This window comes from Streptomyces sp. I05A-00742 (genome assembly GCF_013055795.1).
GTDB lineage: Bacteria > Actinomycetota > Actinomycetes > Streptomycetales > Streptomycetaceae > Streptomyces.
The window spans coordinates 53,701-72,413 of sequence record NZ_JABETO010000029.1; the positions used below are offsets into that span (position 1 = coordinate 53,701).

The following is an 18,713-nucleotide window of genomic DNA, read 5'->3' on the forward strand; positions in this document are numbered from 1 at the left end:
CAGCGCCGCGCGCACGGCGCTCAGCGGCCGGTGAAGAGGTTCCGCACCCGTCGCCGCGCCCTGTTGCCGCGCCCGTAGTCGTCGTCCCCCGTGTCCTCCGACTCCTCGTCGGGGGCGTTGAGGACGGTCCAGCTGACCGCCGAGACCGCAGGTTCCAGCGACAGCCGGCTGACGGCCTCCTCCAGGAGGCTGTCGTCCCGCCGCTCGGTGGTCAGCTCGGCCGAGACGGTGACCTTGCCCGCGTCCTCGGCGTCCCGGCTGTGCACCGAGCGCAGCCGGAAGCCGGGGCGGGCGACGGACTGGACGACGAGGGTACGGACGTGGGCCTCCTCCGGCTCGGTGCAGACGGCCTCGAAGTGGTAGTCCGTCGCGACCTCGGCGCCCGCGCGCGGCTCCCGGTCCAGCCGCCGGGCCAGGGGGCGCAGCAGGGTGTTGGCGGCCACGACGCCCGCCGTGCCCAGCATCGCGATCACATAGAGACCGGTGCCGGCGAGCGCGCCGACGGCGGCCGAACACCACAGGGTGGCGGCGGTATTGAGGCCGCGCACCCGTAGGCCGTCGCGCATGATGACACCCGCGCCGAGGAAGCCGATACCGGAGACGATCTGCGCGGCGACCCGTGAGCCGTCGTAGCCCGTCGTACTGGTCGCGTCCGAGAAGCCGAACGTGGAGAGCAGGACGAAGAGCGCGGATCCGGCGGCCACGAGCGCGTTCGTGCGGAGCCCCGCCATCCGGGCGCGCCACTGGCGCTCCAGCCCGATGATCGCGCCCAGCCCCAGGGCGGCCCCGATGTTGGCCGCCATCTGCCACTCGTGCACCATGATCCGTCTCCTCCTCCATTGTCTCCTGTGTCGCTTTGGTATCGGCTGGTCACAGTCCGCTGTTGAACGGGCGGCCCGTCCGCACCACCACCAGCGCCTGCATCGGCGGACCCTCTGATAAACCGGGTGGAGAGGAGACGCGGCGCACAGAGAAGCGGGGAGGTACTGGCTGTGGCCGGTACCTCCCCGCTTCGTCGTTCTTACTCGGTCACTCCCGCGTCAGGGCGACACCAGGGTCTTCCAGGTGCCGATCCGGTTCGCGCCCGTGCCCTCGTAGAGCGAGGTCTCGCCCTCCACCCAGCGCACGAGCAGGTCGTTCCGCCGGCCCGAGCCGGTGAAGTCGCCCGCCGTCATCGCGGAGTTCCGCGTGTAGGAGGGGTGCGCCGGCTGCAGGGTGGCGCCCCGGCCGAGCGCGCCGGACTTCGCGGTGATGCCGCCGAACGCCTCCAGCTGCCCGTTCGCCCGGCGGACCAGCAGTTCCGCGCCCTTCCCGGAGAGCTGCCCGGTGGTGAGGGAGACGGCGTCCCGCCAGGCCGCGTCCTTGTGCACGAGGGTTCGCTCCCGGCCCGTGCTGCTGCCGCCGAACCCGCTGTGCAGGGTGACGTCGCCGTCCTTCCAGCGCACGACGACGTCGTTGGCCCTGGCCGAGTTGAAGGCGCCGGCGGTGATCGCGGTGGCGTACTTCCAGTCCGAGCCGTACGGCTTGACCACGTACTCCTTGGTGCCGCGCGGCTGCGCCGTGCTGACGTCGGAGAACACGCTCACCTTGCCGCTGGTCGTGTCCTTCTTCGCGTCCTTGGCCCACAGGACCAGGAGGTCGGGCCGGCCGTCACCCGTGAAGTCGCCGCTGGTGACCGAGCGGGCGTTCTTCCAGAAGCTGTGCGGCTTCACCAGCATCTGCGGGCGCCCGAAGCCGCCGCGCCCGTCACCGGGGTACAGCGTGACCTCGCCGTCCTTCCAGATGACCAGCAGATCGTCGCGGCCCTTGCCGTCGAAGTCACCGGTGACGACGTGGGTGGCGTACTTCCAGTCGCTCGCGGGGCCGAGCGCCTTGCTCTCGTACAGCCCGCGCAGGGGGGCGTCCCCCGGCTTGCCGTTCGCGACCGCGGTCCGGTAGAGGGCCTGGATCTCCTGGCCGTAGACCGGGGAGTAGCTCGTCCAGTCGTCGTGGCCGGCGCTGCCCGTCGGGCCGCCGCCGTTGTACCCGCCGACGTTGCCGATCACGTCACCGGTGCGCGTCTTCGCGTTGTAGCCGGTGATCCACGGGCCGCCGGAGACACCGCCCCAGAACCCGCTGCACCGCATCAGCATCTGCCGGTAGCCCGTCACCCGCTCGGTCGGCACCGTGCAGCTGATCGCCCGCTGGCCGTTGCCCGACAGGTGCGGATAGCCGTGGACGGTGACCTTGTTGGCGAGGCGAGGGGTGTTCCGCAGCCGGAGCCCGGCGCCGGTGACCTCCTCGACCTGCTTCTTGCGCTTGAACTCCGGCCCGACGCGCAGGAACGCGAAGTCGAGGTCGGAGTCGGAGCCCACGCTGTTCGACCGGTAGTTGGCGTAGGTGAAGGACTTCTGGACGGGGTAGCCGCCGAAGGGCTGGTCCTTCACCGCCTTGCCCTGCCGGTACTGCGGGATGAAGATCCCGCCCTTCTGCGCCTTCCCGGCGCAGTGCCCGGCGGTGAGCAGCAGGTTCCTGCCCGCGCTGCGGACGACGCTCGCGGTGCAGAAGGTGGCGCCCTTGGCTTTCTGGTCGAAGAAGAACGTGCCCACGGCGGGGATGCCGTCGCCGTACGTGCCCTTCGGCGTGCCCTTGGGCGCGTTGCCGACCTTCCCGGGCGGGGCGGCCTGGGCGATCCCCGAGCGCGGGGACGCGACCGCCGCGCCCCGGCCGGCGTCCAGCGGCACGGCCGAGGCCAGGCGCTCGGCCGTCCAGTGCTGCTCGACGCCGCGCGCGTCCGGGACGGAGGGTGTGGGCCCGGGGGCGGGTGCCGCGACGGCGGTGGTGGCGGACGCGCCACAGGCGGCCATGCCGAGGGCTATGGCGAGGGTGCGGGACCATCTGGGAGGCGTCAAGGCGACTCACTGGAGTAGGCGACAAATATTCGATCGAATGTTTGCACAGTGAGATCGCGAGCCGTTCGCTGGGTCCGGCGGCGGGTGGGACTTGACGGGATTCGGTGCGCTATGGGGTGGGGCGGGCGGAACGTGTGCCCCCGCACCGCACCGCCCGGAACGGCCCCGGCGGCGTCCCGGGCGGAACTGCGCCGCGCTCACGGCTCGCTCACGGCTCGACGAGATCGCGGCGCTGTACTCACTCCCCCGGCACGGCAGTTGCCGGAGTTCCGCACCGGCCGACCCGGTCTACTCCCCGCGCTCGCCGACCGGCGCGGGGACGAATCCGGGACTGCCCGTACGGGACACGAAACTCGCGTCGGTGCTGACGGGCGCGCCCGGCCGGGTGGCGTACGGCAGGACGCGGTAGTCGGCGCGGGCGCCGTCCGGGGTCAGGGTGACGACGACGTAGCCGCGGCGCTCGGCGTAGTACTTCATGTGGGGGTTGACCCGCAGCATGTTCTCCCAGTCGTCGGGCCTCTCGACCCCGTCGAACCCGCTGGACACGGAGGTCCCGACGACCTCGACGCCCAGCGTGGCCGAACCGGGGTCGTCGAAGTCCGCCTTGATGTCCAGCGCGTAGTGGACGTGCACGTCGCCGGAGAGGACGAGCAGGTTGGCGATCCCGGCGTCGCGCACCCCCTGGAGGACCCGCCGCCGCGACGCCGGGTAGCCGTCCCAGGCGTCCATCGACACCCGGGACCGGCCGACGGCGTTCTTCCGCTGGCTGAAGGTGACCTGCTGCACAAGGACGTTCCAGGTCGCGCACGACTCCTGGAACCCCCGGAGCAGCCACTCCTCCTGCTCGTCCCCGACGAGGGTGCGCGCCGGGTCCTCCGACTCGGGGCCCGGGTACTTCCAGCCGTCGCCGTAGGCCTGGTCCGAGCGGTACTGGCGGGTGTCGAGGACGTCGAACTGCGCCAGCCGCCCGTAGTGCAGCCGCCGGTGGAGGCGGAGGTCCGGGCCGTCGGGCCGCTGCTCCTCGCGCAGCGGCATGTGCTCCCAGTAGGCCCGGTACGCCGCGGCGCGGCGCTGCAGGAACTCCTCGGTGGGCAGGTTGCGCTGTGAGACCGCGGCCGCGTAATTGTTCTCGACCTCGTGGTCGTCCCAGGTGACGATCCAGGGGTGCGCCGCGTGCGCGGCCTGAAGGTCGGGGTCGGTCTTGCCGAGCGCGTAGCGCAGCCGGAAGCCCTCCAGGGTCGTCAGCCAGTGGTCGAAGACCTCGGGCAGCTGCTGGTCGCCCGTGTAACCGCGGGCTCCCGCCTGGGCGTTGATCTCGTTCTCGTAGATGTAGTCCCCGACGAAGAGGACCGCGTCCAGGTCCTCCTCCGCGAGGTGGGCGAGGGCGGTGTAGTACCCCTCGTCGTACTGCTGGCACGACGCCAGCCCCACCCGTACCCGGTCCACCGCCGCCCCGGCCGCCGGCGCGGTGCGCGTCCGCCCGACCGCGCTCGTCCAGCGCCCCGCCCGGAACCGGTACCAGTACGTCCGGCCGGGCTCCAGCCCGTCCACCTCGACGTGGACGCTGTACGCGTCCTCGGCCCTGGCCGCCTGTACGCCGTCCTGCACGACGTCCTCCAGCCGCTCGTCGGCCGCGAGCACCCACTCGACCGGTATCCGGCAGCCCGCGGGAAGCCCGCCGTCGGCCTGGAGGGGCCGGGGGGCGAGCCGCGTCCAGAGCACCACCCCGTCGGGCAGCGGGTCGCCGGAGGCGACGCCGAGGGTGAAGGGGTCGCCGGGGAGTTCCTGTGGGTCCAGTTCTCTGTGAGCTCGCTGTTCCGTGTGGGTTCTCTGCCCTCTATGGGTTCCCTGATCCCTGTGGGTTCGCTGCTGACCCGCCTCGCGCGTCATGCGCTCCCCTCCCTCCGGTCCCGGAAATCGGCATGACGAGGCTACTGCCGCCGGGGCCTCGGGGGATCCCTTCCCGCAAGGATCAACTTGCGCGGCCCGCCCGCCGGTTGACCGACACGTCCCACGTAGCGGCGACCGCTTCCCGGTACGCCTCCAGCGCGGGCCGGGGGGCGCGGCCCAGGAGGGTGCGCAGGGCGTTGTCCTCGATCCCGCCGCCGTCCAGGAAGCCGCCGGCGATCGCCGAGTACGTGCCCACCAGCATCGGCACCTGGTACGGCAGGGCGTCGCCCGCGGCGATGATCGCCTCGCGGGTCGCGCCCAGCGAGCTGGGCTCGTACGTGCCCCCGATCGCCTCCGCCAGGTCGGCCCCGCCCAGGGCCCGCTCGCCGACGAGCTCGTACACCCGCCCCGCGTGCCGCTCCGGCGCGGCCGCCACCGCCGCCGCCACGGCCGCGAGGTCGGCACGGGCCACCGCGGCCAGCCGGCCCCCGCCCAGGGGAGCGGTGATGGTGCCGTTGGGGGCCGGGGCCGCGATGCCGGCCAGGAACTCGGCGTAGAGACCGTTGCGCAGCACCGTCCAGGCCAGCGGGCTCCGGGCGAGGCGGCGCTCCGTCCAGCGGTGGGCGAGCGCGTAGGGCAGGTGGTCGCCGTCGCCGCTGAGGCTGGTGTAGACGACGTGGCGCACCCCCGCCTTCTCGGCCGCCGCTATCGCGCTGTCGTGCCGGGCGATGACGACGTCGTCCTCGCCGTACCCGGCGGAGATGAGCAGCAGGGTGTCGACGCCGGTGAAGTCGAGCGAGGACGGGTCGTCGAAATCGACGCGCCGCTCGGCGGCGGAGCCGGGGGTGCGCGTGCCGCGTACGACGTCGTCGCGTCCGGACAGTTCCTCGACGACGAGCTGCCCGAGCGCGCCGCCGGCACCGGTGACCAGAATCATGGAATGTCCCTCCTGAGCTGTGTGTTTCCATTTTCGGGAGCGAACGCCGCATCCCGTAAGGAGGCACTTTGATGTCAGTAGGGCACACCGCGGTAACCACCCCGCGGACCGGTGAGCCCGTGACCGAGCCCGTGATCGCCTGTGACACGCCGCAGGAGGAGTGCGGTGTACGCGACGTCCTGGACCGGCTCGGCGACAAGTGGTCGGTGTACGTGATCGTCGAACTCGCCTCCGGCATACGGCGCTTCAGGGAACTGCAGCGCGCCGTCCCCGGCAACATCTCCCAGCGCATGCTCACCCTCACCGTCCGGCGCCTGGAGCGCGACGGACTGGTGCGGCGGACCGTGTACCCCACCGTCCCGCCCCAGGTCGAGTACCAGCTGACCGACACGGGCCACAGCCTCACCCACCTCGTCAAGGCCCTGGCCGACTGGTCGATCGCCCACCGCCCCACCATCGCCGCCTCCCAGACGGCCTGGGACGCCGCCCACACGGAGCCGCCGACCACCGGCGCACCCTCCTGACCTTCGCCGCCCCATGCGTGGACCCCGCGATCAACATGATGGCCCGCCTCGCCCCCAGGGCCTCAGCGGCCGGAGGCGGGAGCCACGAACAGTCTGCCCAGCCGCCCGATCTCCTTCCCGCCCTGATCGATCGTCATCTTCCCCAGCCGGCCTTCCATCCCCAGGAGGCCACTGCCGGGAGCAGGGGGAGAGCCAGCCGCATACGTCCCCGCCCGACCGGCGGCCTCCGGCGCCCGCGTGACGTCAGCGGAGGCCGGGACGGCCGTCGGACAGCGTGCACAGGCAGCAGTGGTGAGGAGGATTCCGGCGCGACGTCGTGCATACATCGGACGCTTCTTGCGGCAGACAGCAATACCGGAATCGGGAGATTGGTCCGCTGCGCTCGCCACTGAGGTGGTCTGTCCCTGTTCTGACCTGTCGTCCGTACGACTGGAGCGGATCAGAGAGCCGGCTGCCGCGCGGAGCGACGCGCCACGGCGACGTCGGTGACGCACGGACGGGCGCTCGGCGCGGCCTCCGCACTCCTGGCCACCACCACCGCGGCCGCCCGGGCGACGCGCCAGAGGTTGCCGCTGCCCGGCGCGGACGTCACGCGAAGGCGCCCGGCCATGCCGAAGGTCCGCGACGGCTCGTGCCGGCAGGAAAAGTCCGGGCACTCCTCGGCAGAGCCCTGCGAGACCGGCTGCCACGCGCCGTGGTCCTCCGTGCTCGGCGTGACCTCCGTCGCCGGCGGGCTGCTCTGCGACGCGCTGTCCCGGTCGCCGCCCACGTGGCTGCTGCCCGGCCTGCTCGGGCCCGTGACGGTTCCCGCGGGGCTTGCCCACGACTGGCCCTGGTTGTGCGTGGCCGTCGTCGGCACCGGGCTTCACCCCCGCGCCGGCCCTTTCCGCGGTGGACGACGCGGTGAGCCGACTGGCGCCGGCCGGCGCGCGGGGTGAGCCGACCGGACTGCAATCCTCGGCGCAGAGCACGGCTTTCGCGCTCGGCTCCCCGATCGCCGGGATGGCGATCGACGCCTCGGCGCCGGCGGGCGGCTTCGCGCCGGCCGGCCAGGCCGGCCTCATCTCCGCGCTGACCGGGTACCTGCTGTCCCGCCGCTGTCCATCGCCCCTTCCGCCCGCTTCGGTAACCTACGGGCCCGGACCGCGACTTGGAGGGGTGGCATGGACTCCGTCAGGAAGTTCGACCCGGTCGCCGAACACAACAGGACCCGCGCCGCGCTGAGCGCCGTGGTGAAGCGCCTGGTCCGGCTGTTGCGCGGCGTTCCCGATCTGGAGGCGGGCTCCGGGGTTCCGGTGTGGACGGTGGGCGACGTCGGTACGCACCTGGCGGCCGTGTATCTCGCGTACGGCTCCGCCTCGGGCGGCGAGTCCATGGAGTGGGACGGTGTCCTGCCGCCGGGTGACGGGCCGCTCAAGGAGCGGGTCGCGGTGGTGAACGCCGCGTCCATCGACCTCTTCGGCCGCGGCGAACGCGCCCGGCTCGGCGACGTCCTCACCGAGCGGGCCGAGTCGTTCCTGCGGCTCACCGACGGCCTCGCCCCGGACACTCCCGTCGCGGCACCGTGGCTGGGACCACAGCTGACCCTCCCGCTGGCGGCCGCGACCGGCATGGTGCTCGGCGAGAGCCTGGTGCACGGCCTGGACATCGCGCGCGGCGCCGGACTTCCGTGGCCGATCGGCCCGGACGAGGCACGCCTGGTGATCGGCCAGTCGATGCCGGTGATGATGCCGCTGGCCCTGGACACGGCGAAGGCACGAGGCGTCGGCATCGCCTTCGACCTCGCCGTCAAGGGCGGCCCGCGGCTGGCGGTCGTCATCGACAACGGGACGGCAACGGTGACCCGCGACGCCCCGCCGCGTCTGTACGACTGCAGGATCACGGCGACACCGGCCGCCTTCCTCTTGGTCTCCTTCCGGCGCACGCCGATCTGGAAGGCGATCGCACGCGGCGGATTACGGGCCGGCGGACGCAGGCCCTGGCTCGCCGGCCGGCTCGGCGAACTCATCGCCACTCCTTGACCGGTGGTGCACAACGCTGGCGTGTGCCGGTCCAGAAGCGCGACCGGTGTCGTGGAGCGAGCGAACTGCACGCGGTTCCGGGAGTTCAGCCACCGCTCCACTCCAACTCTCCGTGTGCGTACGCGCCATCGATGACCGGCTGTACGACTGGAGAACGACCGTCAGTGCTCCGGAGCGTGGAAAGCGCTGATGAGGGACGGCAGTTCGGTGAGCTCGTCGATGCGGAAGGTCGGCAGTTCCGCAGCGAGCGGATCGTGCTGTTGGATCACGCCCCAGGGGCCGCGGCGGACGAGAGCGGTGCGCATGCCTGCCGCGACGGCGGGACGGATGTCGTTGTCCAGCCGGTCCCCCACGTACAGGGTTTCGGCTGCCTCGAAAGGCACCGCTTTCGCGACCCGGGCGAAGAACTCGGGGTCGGGCTTGCTCGCTCCCCAGTCGTCGGACGTGCCGATGAGCTCGACGTCGTGCTGGAAGAGCTCGCGGAGCAGACCTCCGGCGCGAACCGTCTGATTGCCCGCGATGGCGAGCCACAGTCCGGAAGCACGGAGTTCGCGCAGCGCGGGCCGGACGTCGTGGTAGAGGTCGGCCTCGCCGAACCACTCCGGCTTCCCGGCAGCCGCGCGCTTCGCCCGCTCGTCGTCGAGGTCGAAGCCCGGGCGGAAGAACTGGAACGTCTCCCGGTAATCCCTGCCCCGGGCGATGACGGCGCCGAAGACCGCGGCGAAGGTGTGACGCGGCACGCCCAGCCAGTCCGCCCAGGTTCCGTACTCCCGCGTCTCGTCCACGAGGCATTCACCGACGTCGAAGACCACAGCCCTGATCACGAAGAGCATCGTAGGGCGACCCTGCCCGGGGCCACACCGGCACGGGACATCAGCCCACCGCAACCCCCGCGCCAAACAGCCACGATCGCAGCAGCGATGAGAGGGTGCCGTCTTCTCAGGGGTACGACCGATGAGGTCAGGGCCGATGGGGGATCGGGGCCGAACTGGACCTGATGGCCCGCCTCGCCGACCTGCGGCTGCGCGGCCGCTGGGAGCACGCCCGCTCAGCAGCCAGACGTCTGCCTGTGCGGATGCTTCTCCAGATGGCCGCCCCACGCAGCGCGGTACCAGGCAGTCCGCTCCGGCAGTCCGGCCGCCTGGCAGACCTTGATCTTGTCCTTGTACCGGCGGCAGATGCCGCACTCTTCGGGCGCGGGGTACATGCGCGGGCCGCTGGAATGAGGGGCGGAGACGATGGGGCCCAGACTCCACATCGGCGGGGGAAAGTTCACGGGTTTCCCCCTCGCCCATGGTCGACGGAGACGCGTCCGTACGTCACTCGCGGAACTTCCGCCCAAGGGTTCTGTAGCTCGCACAGGGTGGGCTCCATGCGTCTCCTCTCTGTGCCGCATCTCAGTGCGGGTCCCTTGCCTGCTCGGTTCGTGGACGAACCTAGAACCGGCGCCGGCCAACCTCCAAGGCGATTGCGCGAGTTTGCAGCAAGCCGGTTACGCGCTTGAACGCCGCCTCGACCATCGATACGTCACGCAAACCTGCGCAAGTAAGCGGACGGAGAGCAGCCATGAAGCTACGGTTCCTTGGCAAGAACTCCACCCCTGGAGACAGCCCGACCCTGTACGCCACCGACCAGTGCAGCTACGTCATTCAAGGCTGGAAGGTCTTCGCCGACGACTTGCTCATGCGGCTGCCGGAGATGCTTGGCTCGGAAGCCCTGCGGCAGATGAGCATGCCCGACTACGAGACCTGCATCGAGGTCCCCAAGTCCTCGATCACGGCCCTACTGGAGGAAGACAGTGGACCTGATCACTCCCGCACAGCGTGACGAGCTGTTCGACAGCTTCGAGCGGGATGCCTTCCACCTGGAGCTGCGGGACGACTACGGATCTCCCGTCGAGGACACGCCGTACGCCCGCTGGCAACGGGGTCAGGCCGACGACTACACGTGGCTCGGCCCTTGGATGGCGCTCATGAAGCGCGTCACGGGTGAGGGCAGGACAGTGCGTCGCGTGCGGGTGGTCTCCGAACCGCACAGTGAGTACGTCACTTGGGAGCACTCCCTGACGCGCCTCAACATCGAGGCCGGTGAGGACATCCGATGGCTGCCACGCCACCGGCTGCCCAAGGACGTCACCTTCCCCCTTCGAGGCAACGACTGGTGGCTGTACGACGATCGCCTTCTCGCAGTCGGACACTTCGATTCCGAAGGGCGCGTCATGGGATCAGAGATCGTCGAGGACCCTGACACCGTGGCCGAGTGCATCCGTCTGCGCGACCTGCTCTGGTCCGTCGCCACCCCGCACACCGACTACACGCCCTGATCCATCAGTGAGCGACCAAGCACAAGAAGCACGGCAGGCGCTGGGCGCCCGGCTCCGTGGATTCCGCAAGGATTCGGGATTCGCAAGCGGCCGGGCGCTCGCGCGCACGCTCAACTGGCAGGAATCGAAGGTCTCACGGCTCGAGAACGGAAAGCAGAACGCCAGTGAGGAGGACATCAGGGCCTGGTGTGCGGCAACCGGCCGGCAAGAGCACGTCGACGACCTGATCGCGACCGTACGCCACATCGACGAACTGTGGATGGAGTGGCGCCGGCAGTTGGCGGCTGGGGCGGAGAAGAGACAGAAGCAGGCCCTACCGGTCTACTCGAAGACCAAGGTCTTCCGCATCTGGCATCCCACGCTCGTGTGGGGGACGCTCCAGACACCGGAATATGCGGCCGAAACCCTCAAGCAGGTCATCGAATACTACGAGATCCCGGACGACAGAGACGCAGCCACGGCCAAGCGGCTCGAACGGCAACAGTACCTCTACCAGGGAAACCGGATCTTCAATGTGATCCTCGCCGAGCAGGCCCTCTACACCAATTTTGGCGGGGCGGACGTCATGAAGGGGCAACTTGACCGACTGGTGTCCGCGGTGCGGCTCCCAAGGCTGAGTCTCGGCCTCATCCCACGGTCCGCCCGGATGTCCATTTGGCCAGGCAATTCGTTCTCCATGTTCGACGACAACCTCGTCCTCGTGGAGACCTATTCAGCAGAACTATCCGTCACTCAGCCCCGAGAAATCGAGCTCTACTCCAAGGCGTTTGCGCTCCTGAGGCAGTCGGCCGTCTATGGAAGCGTCGCACGAGGCCTCATCTTCGCCGCCATCCAACATTTCGATCACATGCACACCGATTAAGGGGCGCCAGAAATGACCGAAGCACCGAATTGGCGTACAAGTTCATACACGAAGTCAGACAACTGCGTCGAAGTGGCGGACAACAACCCCCCTGCGGCCATGGTGCGGGACACCAAGGAACGGGATGGCGGAGCTCTGATTTTCCCCTCGGCGGCCTGGGCACACTTTATCGAATTCGGTAAGACGCTCAACGTCTGAAGTCACCATCCTTGACGCCTGTTTCGGGAAGGGGCAGAGAGCCGCGCTTCAGCGAGCCTCGATCACCTGAACGTCACGGCCCCGCTCTCCTCAACCCCCCGATGAATCGGCACCCCCGCCCCCGTCAGCGGCGCCCCCGTCCCCCCGCGCCGTACGGCGACGATCTCGGCGGCGATGGAGAGGGCGGTCTCCTCGGGGGTGCGGCCGGCGAGGTCGAGGCCGATGGGGGAATGGAGGCGGGAGAGTTCGGTGTCGGTGAGGCCGGCGGTGCGGAGGTGGGTGAGGCGGGTGGTGTGGGTGCGGTGGGAGCCCATGGCGCCGACGTAGGCGATGGGGAGGCGCAACGCGCGTTTCAGGAGGGGGATGTCGAACTTCTCGTCGTGGGTGAGGACGCAGAGGGCGGTGCGCGGGTCCAGGGTCTGGGTGTCGAGGTAGCGGTGGGGCCAGTCCACGACGACCTCGTCGGCGTCGGGGAAGCGGGCGGGGGTGGCGAAGACCGGGCGGGCGTCGCAGACGGTGACGTGGTGGCCGAGGAACTTGCCGACGCGTACGAGGGCGGCCGCGAAGTCGATGGCGCCGAAGACGATCAGGCGGGGCGGCGGGAGGCTCGACTCGACGAGGAGGACGGTGCGTTCGCCGCAGCGGGTGCCGTCGGCGCCCGGGGCGAGGACGCCGGTGCGGCCGGCGGAGAGCAGGGCGGCGGTCTCGGCCGCGGCCGTGCGGTCGAGGGCCGGGGAACGGCCGAGGGTGCCGACGGAGCTGCCGTCCGGGCGGACGAGGAGGGCGCCGGGGGTGCCGTCCAGGGGGCGGGCGAGAGCCGTGGGTTCGCCGCGGGCGGCGGCGGCCAGGGCGGCCTCGTACACCGGGCGGCCGGGGTCGCCGGAGCGTACCGGCACGATCAGGATCTCGATCTCGCCGCCGCAGGTCAGGCCGACGGCGAACGCGTCCTCGTCCGCGTACCCGAACCGTTCGCACCGGCCCCTGCCGCTCTCCAGTGCCTCCCGGCACAGGTCGTAGACCGCGCCCTCCACGCACCCGCCGGAGACCGAGCCGACCGCCGTGCCCGCCGTGTCGACGGCGAGGGCGGCGCCGGGCTGCCGGGGGGCGCTGCCGTGGACGGAGACGACCGTGGCGACGGCGAAGTCCCGGCCTTCCTCGCACCAGTGGTGCAGGTGTTCCGCGATGTCCAGCACTGTGCCGCCTCCTACTTGACGCCCAGCCAGGTCTCGATCGGGTGGAGGGCGAAGTAGACGGCGAAGACCGCCGTGAGCACCCACATGAAGGGGCCGGGCTGCCGCCATTTGCCCTCGGCGGTCCTGATCGCGGTGTAGGCGATGACGCCCGCGCCGACGCCCGCCGTGATGGAGTACGTGAACGGCATGAGGACGACGGTGAGGAACGCCGGGACGGCCACCGCGCGGTCGTTCCAGTCGATGTGCCGGGCGTGGCTCATCATCATCGCGCCGATGACCACCAGGGCCGCGGCGGCGACCTCGCCGGGCACCATCCGGGTGAGCGGGGTGAAGAAGAGGCACGCGGCGAAGAGGAGGCCCGTGACGACGGAGGAGAGGCCCGTACGGGCCCCCTCCCCCACGCCCGTGGCCGATTCGATGAAGACGGTCTGGCCGGAGGCACCGGACACGCCGCCGATCGCGCCGCCGGCGCCGTCGACGAGGAGGGCGCGGCTCAGGCCCGGCATGCGGCCCCGCTCGTCGGCGAGTCCGGCCTCGGTGCCCACGCCGATGATGGTGGCCATGGCGTCGAAGAACCCGGCGAGCACCAGGGTGAAGACGATCACCCCGACGCTCAGGGCGCCGAGGGAGCCCCAGCCGCCGAAGGAGACGTCGCCGAAGAGCGAGAAGTCGGGCATGGAGACGGCGCCGCCGTGGAGTTCGGGGGCGCCGGCCTGCCAGGCGCCGGGGCCGGGGTCCGCGACGGCGTTGACGAGGAGGGCCAGGAGGGTGCCGGCGACGATGCCGATGAGGATGGCGCCCGGCACGTTCCTGGCCTGGAGCATGAGGACGGCGAGAAGCGTGACGCAGAAGATCAGGACGGGCCAGCCGGCGAGTTCGCCCGCCGGGCCGAGGGTGACCGGTCCGCCTCCCCGGGACGCGTGCACGAAGCCCGCCTTGACCAGGCCGATGAGGGCGATGAACATGCCGATGCCGATGGTGATGGCGTGCTTGAGGGCCAGCGGGATGGCGTTCATGACCAGTTCGCGGAGGCCGGTGAGGACCAGCAGGACGATGACGCCGCCGTACACCACGCACATGCCCATCGCCTGCGGCCAGGTCATGTGCGGCGCGACCTGGGTGGAGAGCACGCCGGAGACGCCGAGTCCGGCGGCGAGCGCGAGCGGGGCCCGGCCGACGAGGCCCATGAGCAGGGTGCAGACGGCGGCGGCGAGCGCGGTCGCGGTGATCAGTCCGGCGTGGCCGAGGGTGTTCCCGGCGGCGTCCTTGCCGGACAGGATCAGCGGGTTGAGCAGAAGGATGTAACACATCGCCATGAAGGTGGTGATGCCGCCGCGCACCTCCCGGGCCGGGGTGGAGCCGCGTGCGGAGATCAGGAAGTACCGGTCGAGCCGGGACCTGCCGGCCGGGGGACACGAGCCCGCGCTCGTGCCTCCGGCCGGGGCCGCCGGCTCCACGGATGGCTGGGTCATGGTGCCTGCTCCTTGGGTGCCGATCGGGGATGTCGAGCGGATGTCGAGCGGCCGCCGGTGTATGGAGTACCGGGCGGATGCCGATGAGGTAGGTGCCGGGCGGATGCCCGGCGAACGCCGGACGGCACATCGGTGCCGCCGCGGCGCCGCTCGACCCGGGGGACGGCCCGAGGCGGGTGCCGGATCGCCCGCCCCGGCCGCCGGGCAGGGCGGCCCGAGGCGGGTTCCGGCGTGCCCGTCCCGGCCACCGGGAGGGGCGGCCGGAGGCGAGTGCCGGTGCAGCCGTCCCGACCGCCGGGGGGCGGGCGGCCGGGACGGACGGCGAAGAGTGCGGACGACGTAGAGGGCGAAGAAGACGGACGAAGACGGACGACGAGGATCAGGTCCCGGTGAGGTGTTCGGGACGGATCGGTACACGGTTCAGGGGCAGCCCCGTGGCCTGCCGGACGGCCGCCACGACGGCGGGGGTGGAGGAGAGGGTCGGCGCCTCGCCGACGCCGCGCAGCCCGTAGGGGGCGTGGGTGTCGGCGAGTTCGAGGACGTCGAGGGGGATGGCGGGGGTGTCGAGGATGGTAGGGATGAGGTAGTCGGTGAAGGAGGGGTTGCGGACCTTCGCCGTGACCGGGTCGACGGCGATCTCCTCCATGACGGCCAGGCCGAGCCCCTGGGTGCTGCCGCCGTGGATCTGCCCGGCGACGGAGAGCGGGTTGAGGGCCTTGCCGACGTCCTGCGCGCAGGCGAGCTCGACGACCTTCACCAGCCCCAGCTCGATGTCGACCTCGACCACCGCGCGATGGGCGGCGAAGGAGTACTGGACGTGCCCCCGCCCCTGCCCGGTGCGCAGGTCGAACGGCTCGGTGGGCCGGTGCCGCCACTCCACCTCGGCCTCCACCGGTTCCTCGCCGTCGAGGACGTCCGCGAGGCCGGCCAGCACCTCGCCGCCGTCGGTGACGATCTTCCCGCCCTCCAGCAGGAGTTCGGCGGTGACCCAGGCCGGGTGGTGGGTGCCGAACTTGGCCCGGCCGAGTTCCAGGACCCGGGCGCGAACGGTCTCGCAGGCGTGCCGCACCGCGCCGCCGGTGACGTACGTCTGGCGGGAGGCGGAGGTGGAACCGGCCGAGCCGACGCGGGTGTCGGCCGGGTGGATGGTCACCCGGGAGACGCCGAGTTCGGTGCGGGCGATCTGGGCGTGGACGGTGATGCCGCCCTGCCCGACCTCGGCCATCGCCGTGTGCACGGTGGCCACGGCCTCCCCTCCGGCGTTCTCCAGTCGCACGCGGGCGGTGGAGTAGTCGTCGAAGCCCTCGGAGAAGCCGACGTTCTTGATGCCGACCGCGTAGCCGACGCCCCGGACGACGCCCTCGCCGTGGGTGGTGTTGGCCACCCCGCCCGGCAGCGCCCGCAGGTCGGGCCCGCCGCCGGCCGTCTCCCACTGGCGCTCGGGGGGCATGGGCATGGCCTGGACGCGGCGGAGCAGCTCGGCGACCGGGGCCGGTGAGTCGACGACCTGGCCCGTGGGCATGACCGACCCCTGCGACATCGCGTTGCGGCGCCGGAACTCGACGGGATCCAGGCCGAGTTCGGCGGCGAGCCGGTCCATCTGGGCCTCGTAGGCGAAGCACGCCTGGACGGCGCCGAAGCCCCGCATCGCGCCGCAGGGCGGGTTGTTGGTGTAGAGGGCGACCGCCTCGGCGTCGACGTTCGGGCACTCGTAGGGGCCGATGGAGAGGGACGCGGCGTTGCCGACGACGGCCGGGGACGAGGAGGCGTACGCGCCGCCGTCGAGGACGATGCGGCAGCGGACGTAGAGGAGCTTGCCGTCGGCGTCGGCGCCGTGCTCGTAGTACAGCCGCGCCGGGTGGCGGTGGACGTGCCCGAAGAAGGACTCGAACCGGTTGTAGACCATCTTCACGGGCCGGCCGGTGCGCAGCGCGAGCAGGCAGGCGTGGGCCTGCATCGACAGGTCCTCGCGGCCGCCGAACGCGCCGCCGACACCGGAGAGGGTCATGCGCACCTTGTCCTCGGGCAGGCCGAGGACGGGGGCGATCTGGCGGAGGTCGGCGTGCAGCCACTGGGTGGCGATGTAGAGGTCGACGCCGCCGTCCTCGGCCGGGACGGCGAGGCCCGACTCGGGCCCGAGGAACGCCTGGTCCTGCATGCCCATCGTGTATTCGCCGGTGACGACGACGGCGGCGCGGGCCTTCGCGGCGGCGACGTCGCCGCGCACGACGGGCTGGCGGTGGACGATGTTCGGGTGGGGGACGTGGGGCGCGTGGTCGTCGGTGCGATCGGGATGGAGCAAAGGTGCGTCAGGACCGACGGCACTCGCCTCGTCCGTCACCACGGGCAACTCCTCGTACACCACCCGGATCTTGGCGGCGGCCCGGCGCGCGGTCTCCGGGTGGTCGGCGGCGACGAGGGCGACCGGCTCGCCGTGGTGGCGCACGACGCCGTCGGCGAGGACGGGGGTGTCCTGGATCTCCAGCCCGTACCGGGTGGCGGCCGGGAGGTCGTCGTGGGTCAGGACGGCGTACACGCCGGGGGTGGCCAGGGCCTCGCCGACGTCGAGGGAGAGGATCCGGGCGTGGGCGTGGGGGCTGCGCAGGGTGTGGCCCCAGAGCATGTCCTCGTGCCACAGGTCGGAGGCGTACGCGAACTCGCCGGTGACCTTGAGGCCGCCGTCCGGACGGAGGGTGGACTCGCCGATGCCGCCCGTGGCACGGGTGCCGCTGCCCTGGGTGAGGCCGCCGCCCTGGGTGAGGCCGTCGGGGACGCGGGGTGTGCGCATGGCTCAGGCCCCCCGTTCCGTGCGGGCGGCCGCGAGGCGGACGGCGTCGAGGATCTTCTCGTAGCCCGTGCAGCGGCACAGGTTCCCGGCGAGGGCTTCGCGGATGTCGGCGTCGGACGGGTCGGGGTCGCGTTCCAGCAGGTCGTCGGCGGCGACGAGGAGGCCGGGGGTGCAGAAGCCGCACTGGACGGCGCCCGCGTCGACGAACGCCTGCTGGACGGGGGACAGTTGGCCCTCGGCGGCGCCGGAGCGGGCGGCCAGTCCCTCGACGGTGACGACGTCGCGTCCCTCTGCCTGGCCTGCGGCCACCAGGCAGGCGCAGACCGGGACGTCGTCGAGGCGGACCGTACAGGATCCGCACTCGCCCTGCTCGCAGGCGTTCTTGGAGCCCGGTAGGCCCAGGCGTTCGCGCAGGACGTACAGCAGGCTCTCACCCTCCCACACGTCGTCGGCCTGCTGCGGGCGTCCGTTGACCGTCAGGTTCACGCGCACCGTGCGCTCCTCTCCCCCGTGGTGTACTGCTGCCAGGCCCAGCCGAGCGTGCGCCGGGCCATGATCCCGACCGCGCGCCGGCGGTAGGCCGCGCTGCCGCGCACGTCGTCGATGGGGTTGCAGGCGGCCGACGCGAGGGCCGCGAACTCGGCCGCCGCGGCGGGCGGTACGGGCCGGCCGGTCTCCCAGCAGCGGGCCTCCGCCAGGACGGCGTTCAGGAAGTCCTCCGCCGCCCGCGCCCGGACGGGCGTGGGTGCCGCCGAGCCGATGCCGGTGCGGACCGTGCGGGTGTCCGGGTGCAGGGCCAGGCCGAACGCGCACACCGCGATGACCATCGCGTTGCGCGTGCCGACCTTGGAGAACTGCTGCGGCCCGGTGGCCTTCCTGACACGCACGGCGCGGATCAGCTCGTCCGGGGCGAGGGCGTTCCGCTTGACGCCGGTGTAGAACTCCTCGACGGCGATCAGCCGGGTGCCGCGCACCGACTCCGCCTCCACCTCGGCGCCCGCCGCGAGCAGCGCGGGGTGGGAGTCGCCGGCCGGGGAGGCGGCCCCGAGGTTGCCGCCGACGCCGCCGCGGTTGCGGATCTGCGGCGAGCCGACGGTGCGGGCGGCGAGGGCGAGGCCGGGGAGCGGGCCGGACAGCGCCTCGATGACGCGGGTGTAGGGGACGGCGGCGCCGAGGCGCACGTACTCCCCCTCGGTCTGCCACGTGTACAGGTCGCGGATGCGGGTGAGGTCCAGCAGGTGGTCCGGACGGCGGTGATCGAAGTTGATCTCGACCATCACGTCCGTACCGCCCGCGAGGGGCACCGCGGCGGGGTGCTCGGCCTTGGCGGCCAGAGCGTCCTCCCAGCGGTCGGGGCGGAGGAAGTCCATGGGCGTTCTCTTCTCGCTCTGGTCCCGCTCCGCCGACGGCCGTTCCGGGGAGTCCGGCGGCGTGTCGGAAGGGGCCGTTCGGACGGCTCCGGGCGGGTCTTCGTGGGGGGCAGTCCGTGCCGGGTCGACGCCGCGTGGAGCCAGTACACCGAGGGTTCACGGAACCGGTGCAGTCACCGAAACCATGAAGCGGTTGGCTGGTCACCACCGACGTCTTGTAGATTCGAACGAAAGGCGGAGTCCG

17 protein-coding genes are annotated in these 18,713 nt (G+C 71.7%); 6 read left to right on the forward strand and 11 right to left on the reverse strand.

What is annotated here, in order from left to right; genetic code table 11:
* Positions 1-20: 20 nt before the first annotated feature.
* The 4 genes from HN013_RS23755 to HN013_RS23770 form a co-directional block, all read right to left on the reverse strand.
* Positions 21-821 carry an MgtC/SapB family protein gene (locus tag HN013_RS23755; protein ID WP_171169531.1) on the reverse strand — a complete coding sequence of 267 codons (801 nt, stop codon included), beginning with the start codon at positions 819-821 and terminating at the stop codon, positions 21-23.
* Between the two features lie 219 nt (positions 822-1,040).
* Entirely contained in the window at positions 1,041-2,891 is a 1,851-nt protein-coding gene (locus HN013_RS23760; RefSeq protein ID WP_171169533.1) for an FG-GAP-like repeat-containing protein, read from the reverse strand.
* Between the two features lie 288 nt (positions 2,892-3,179).
* Positions 3,180-4,781 carry an alkaline phosphatase gene (locus tag HN013_RS23765; RefSeq protein WP_171169535.1) on the reverse strand — a complete coding sequence of 534 codons (1,602 nt, stop codon included), beginning with the start codon at positions 4,779-4,781 and terminating at the stop codon, positions 3,180-3,182.
* A gap of 82 nt (positions 4,782-4,863) precedes the next feature.
* On the reverse strand, positions 4,864-5,718 hold the full coding sequence (locus HN013_RS23770) for an NAD(P)H-binding protein (RefSeq protein WP_171169537.1): 855 nt from the start codon (positions 5,716-5,718) through the stop codon (positions 4,864-4,866).
* A 71-nt stretch (positions 5,719-5,789) separates the two neighbouring features.
* Here HN013_RS23770 and HN013_RS23775 point away from each other — a divergent pair, with 71 nt between their 5' ends.
* The gene (locus HN013_RS23775) at positions 5,790-6,242 is read left to right on the forward strand and encodes a helix-turn-helix domain-containing protein (RefSeq protein WP_171169539.1); all 453 of its coding nucleotides are present in this window, start codon (positions 5,790-5,792) and stop codon (positions 6,240-6,242) included.
* Between the two features lie 439 nt (positions 6,243-6,681).
* On the opposite strand, the gene HN013_RS23780 is transcribed toward HN013_RS23775, so the two are convergent.
* Positions 6,682-7,101 carry a hypothetical protein gene (locus HN013_RS23780; RefSeq protein WP_171169541.1) on the reverse strand — a complete coding sequence of 140 codons (420 nt, stop codon included), beginning with the start codon at positions 7,099-7,101 and terminating at the stop codon, positions 6,682-6,684.
* A gap of 304 nt (positions 7,102-7,405) precedes the next feature.
* Between HN013_RS23780 and HN013_RS23785 the strand changes: the two genes are divergently transcribed.
* Positions 7,406-8,263 carry a maleylpyruvate isomerase N-terminal domain-containing protein gene (locus HN013_RS23785; RefSeq protein WP_171169543.1) on the forward strand — a complete coding sequence of 286 codons (858 nt, stop codon included), beginning with the start codon at positions 7,406-7,408 and terminating at the stop codon, positions 8,261-8,263.
* A 161-nt stretch (positions 8,264-8,424) separates the two neighbouring features.
* On the opposite strand, the gene HN013_RS23790 is transcribed toward HN013_RS23785, so the two are convergent.
* Positions 8,425-9,087, reverse strand: coding sequence for an HAD family hydrolase (locus HN013_RS23790; RefSeq protein ID WP_171169545.1), 663 nt, complete (start codon positions 9,085-9,087; stop codon positions 8,425-8,427).
* 742 nt (positions 9,088-9,829) lie between these two features.
* Between HN013_RS23790 and HN013_RS23795 the strand changes: the two genes are divergently transcribed.
* From HN013_RS23795 to HN013_RS23810, 4 genes are read left to right on the forward strand one after another with little or no spacing between them, the layout of a single operon-like run.
* On the forward strand, positions 9,830-10,090 hold the full coding sequence (locus HN013_RS23795; RefSeq protein ID WP_171169547.1) for a hypothetical protein: 261 nt from the start codon (positions 9,830-9,832) through the stop codon (positions 10,088-10,090).
* The gene (locus HN013_RS23800; protein WP_171169549.1) at positions 10,062-10,586 is read left to right on the forward strand and encodes a DUF6879 family protein; all 525 of its coding nucleotides are present in this window, start codon (positions 10,062-10,064) and stop codon (positions 10,584-10,586) included. The genes HN013_RS23795 and HN013_RS23800 overlap by 29 nt, the downstream gene beginning before the upstream one ends.
* A gap of 7 nt (positions 10,587-10,593) precedes the next feature.
* The gene (locus HN013_RS23805) at positions 10,594-11,448 is read left to right on the forward strand and encodes a helix-turn-helix transcriptional regulator (protein ID WP_171169551.1); all 855 of its coding nucleotides are present in this window, start codon (positions 10,594-10,596) and stop codon (positions 11,446-11,448) included.
* A gap of 12 nt (positions 11,449-11,460) precedes the next feature.
* Positions 11,461-11,646 (forward strand): DUF397 domain-containing protein, encoded by a 186-nt coding sequence (locus HN013_RS23810; protein ID WP_171169553.1) that lies wholly within the window; start codon positions 11,461-11,463, stop codon positions 11,644-11,646.
* Positions 11,647-11,708: 62 nt separating this feature from the next.
* Here the strand turns inward: HN013_RS23810 and HN013_RS23815 are convergent, their stop codons facing one another.
* From HN013_RS23815 to HN013_RS23835, 5 genes are all read right to left on the reverse strand, one after another.
* Positions 11,709-12,839, reverse strand: a complete 1,131-nt coding sequence (locus tag HN013_RS23815) for an XdhC family protein (protein ID WP_171169555.1) — start codon at positions 12,837-12,839, stop codon at positions 11,709-11,711.
* Between the two features lie 11 nt (positions 12,840-12,850).
* A complete protein-coding gene (locus HN013_RS23820) occupies positions 12,851-14,311 on the reverse strand; it encodes an NCS2 family permease (protein WP_171169557.1) in 1,461 nt (486 codons plus the stop codon).
* A 379-nt stretch (positions 14,312-14,690) separates the two neighbouring features.
* Positions 14,691-17,099: a xanthine dehydrogenase subunit D gene (gene pucD, locus HN013_RS23825; protein ID WP_171169559.1), complete on the reverse strand. Its 2,409-nt coding sequence runs from the start codon at positions 17,097-17,099 to the stop codon at positions 14,691-14,693.
* A gap of 3 nt (positions 17,100-17,102) precedes the next feature.
* Complete coding sequence (locus HN013_RS23830; protein WP_171169561.1) at positions 17,103-17,591, reverse strand: (2Fe-2S)-binding protein; 489 nt, start codon at positions 17,589-17,591, stop codon at positions 17,103-17,105.
* A complete protein-coding gene (locus tag HN013_RS23835) occupies positions 17,582-18,469 on the reverse strand; it encodes a xanthine dehydrogenase family protein subunit M (RefSeq protein ID WP_171169563.1) in 888 nt (295 codons plus the stop codon). Before HN013_RS23835 ends, HN013_RS23830 begins: the two co-directional genes overlap by 10 nt.
* Between the last annotated feature and the right edge of the window lie 244 nt (positions 18,470-18,713).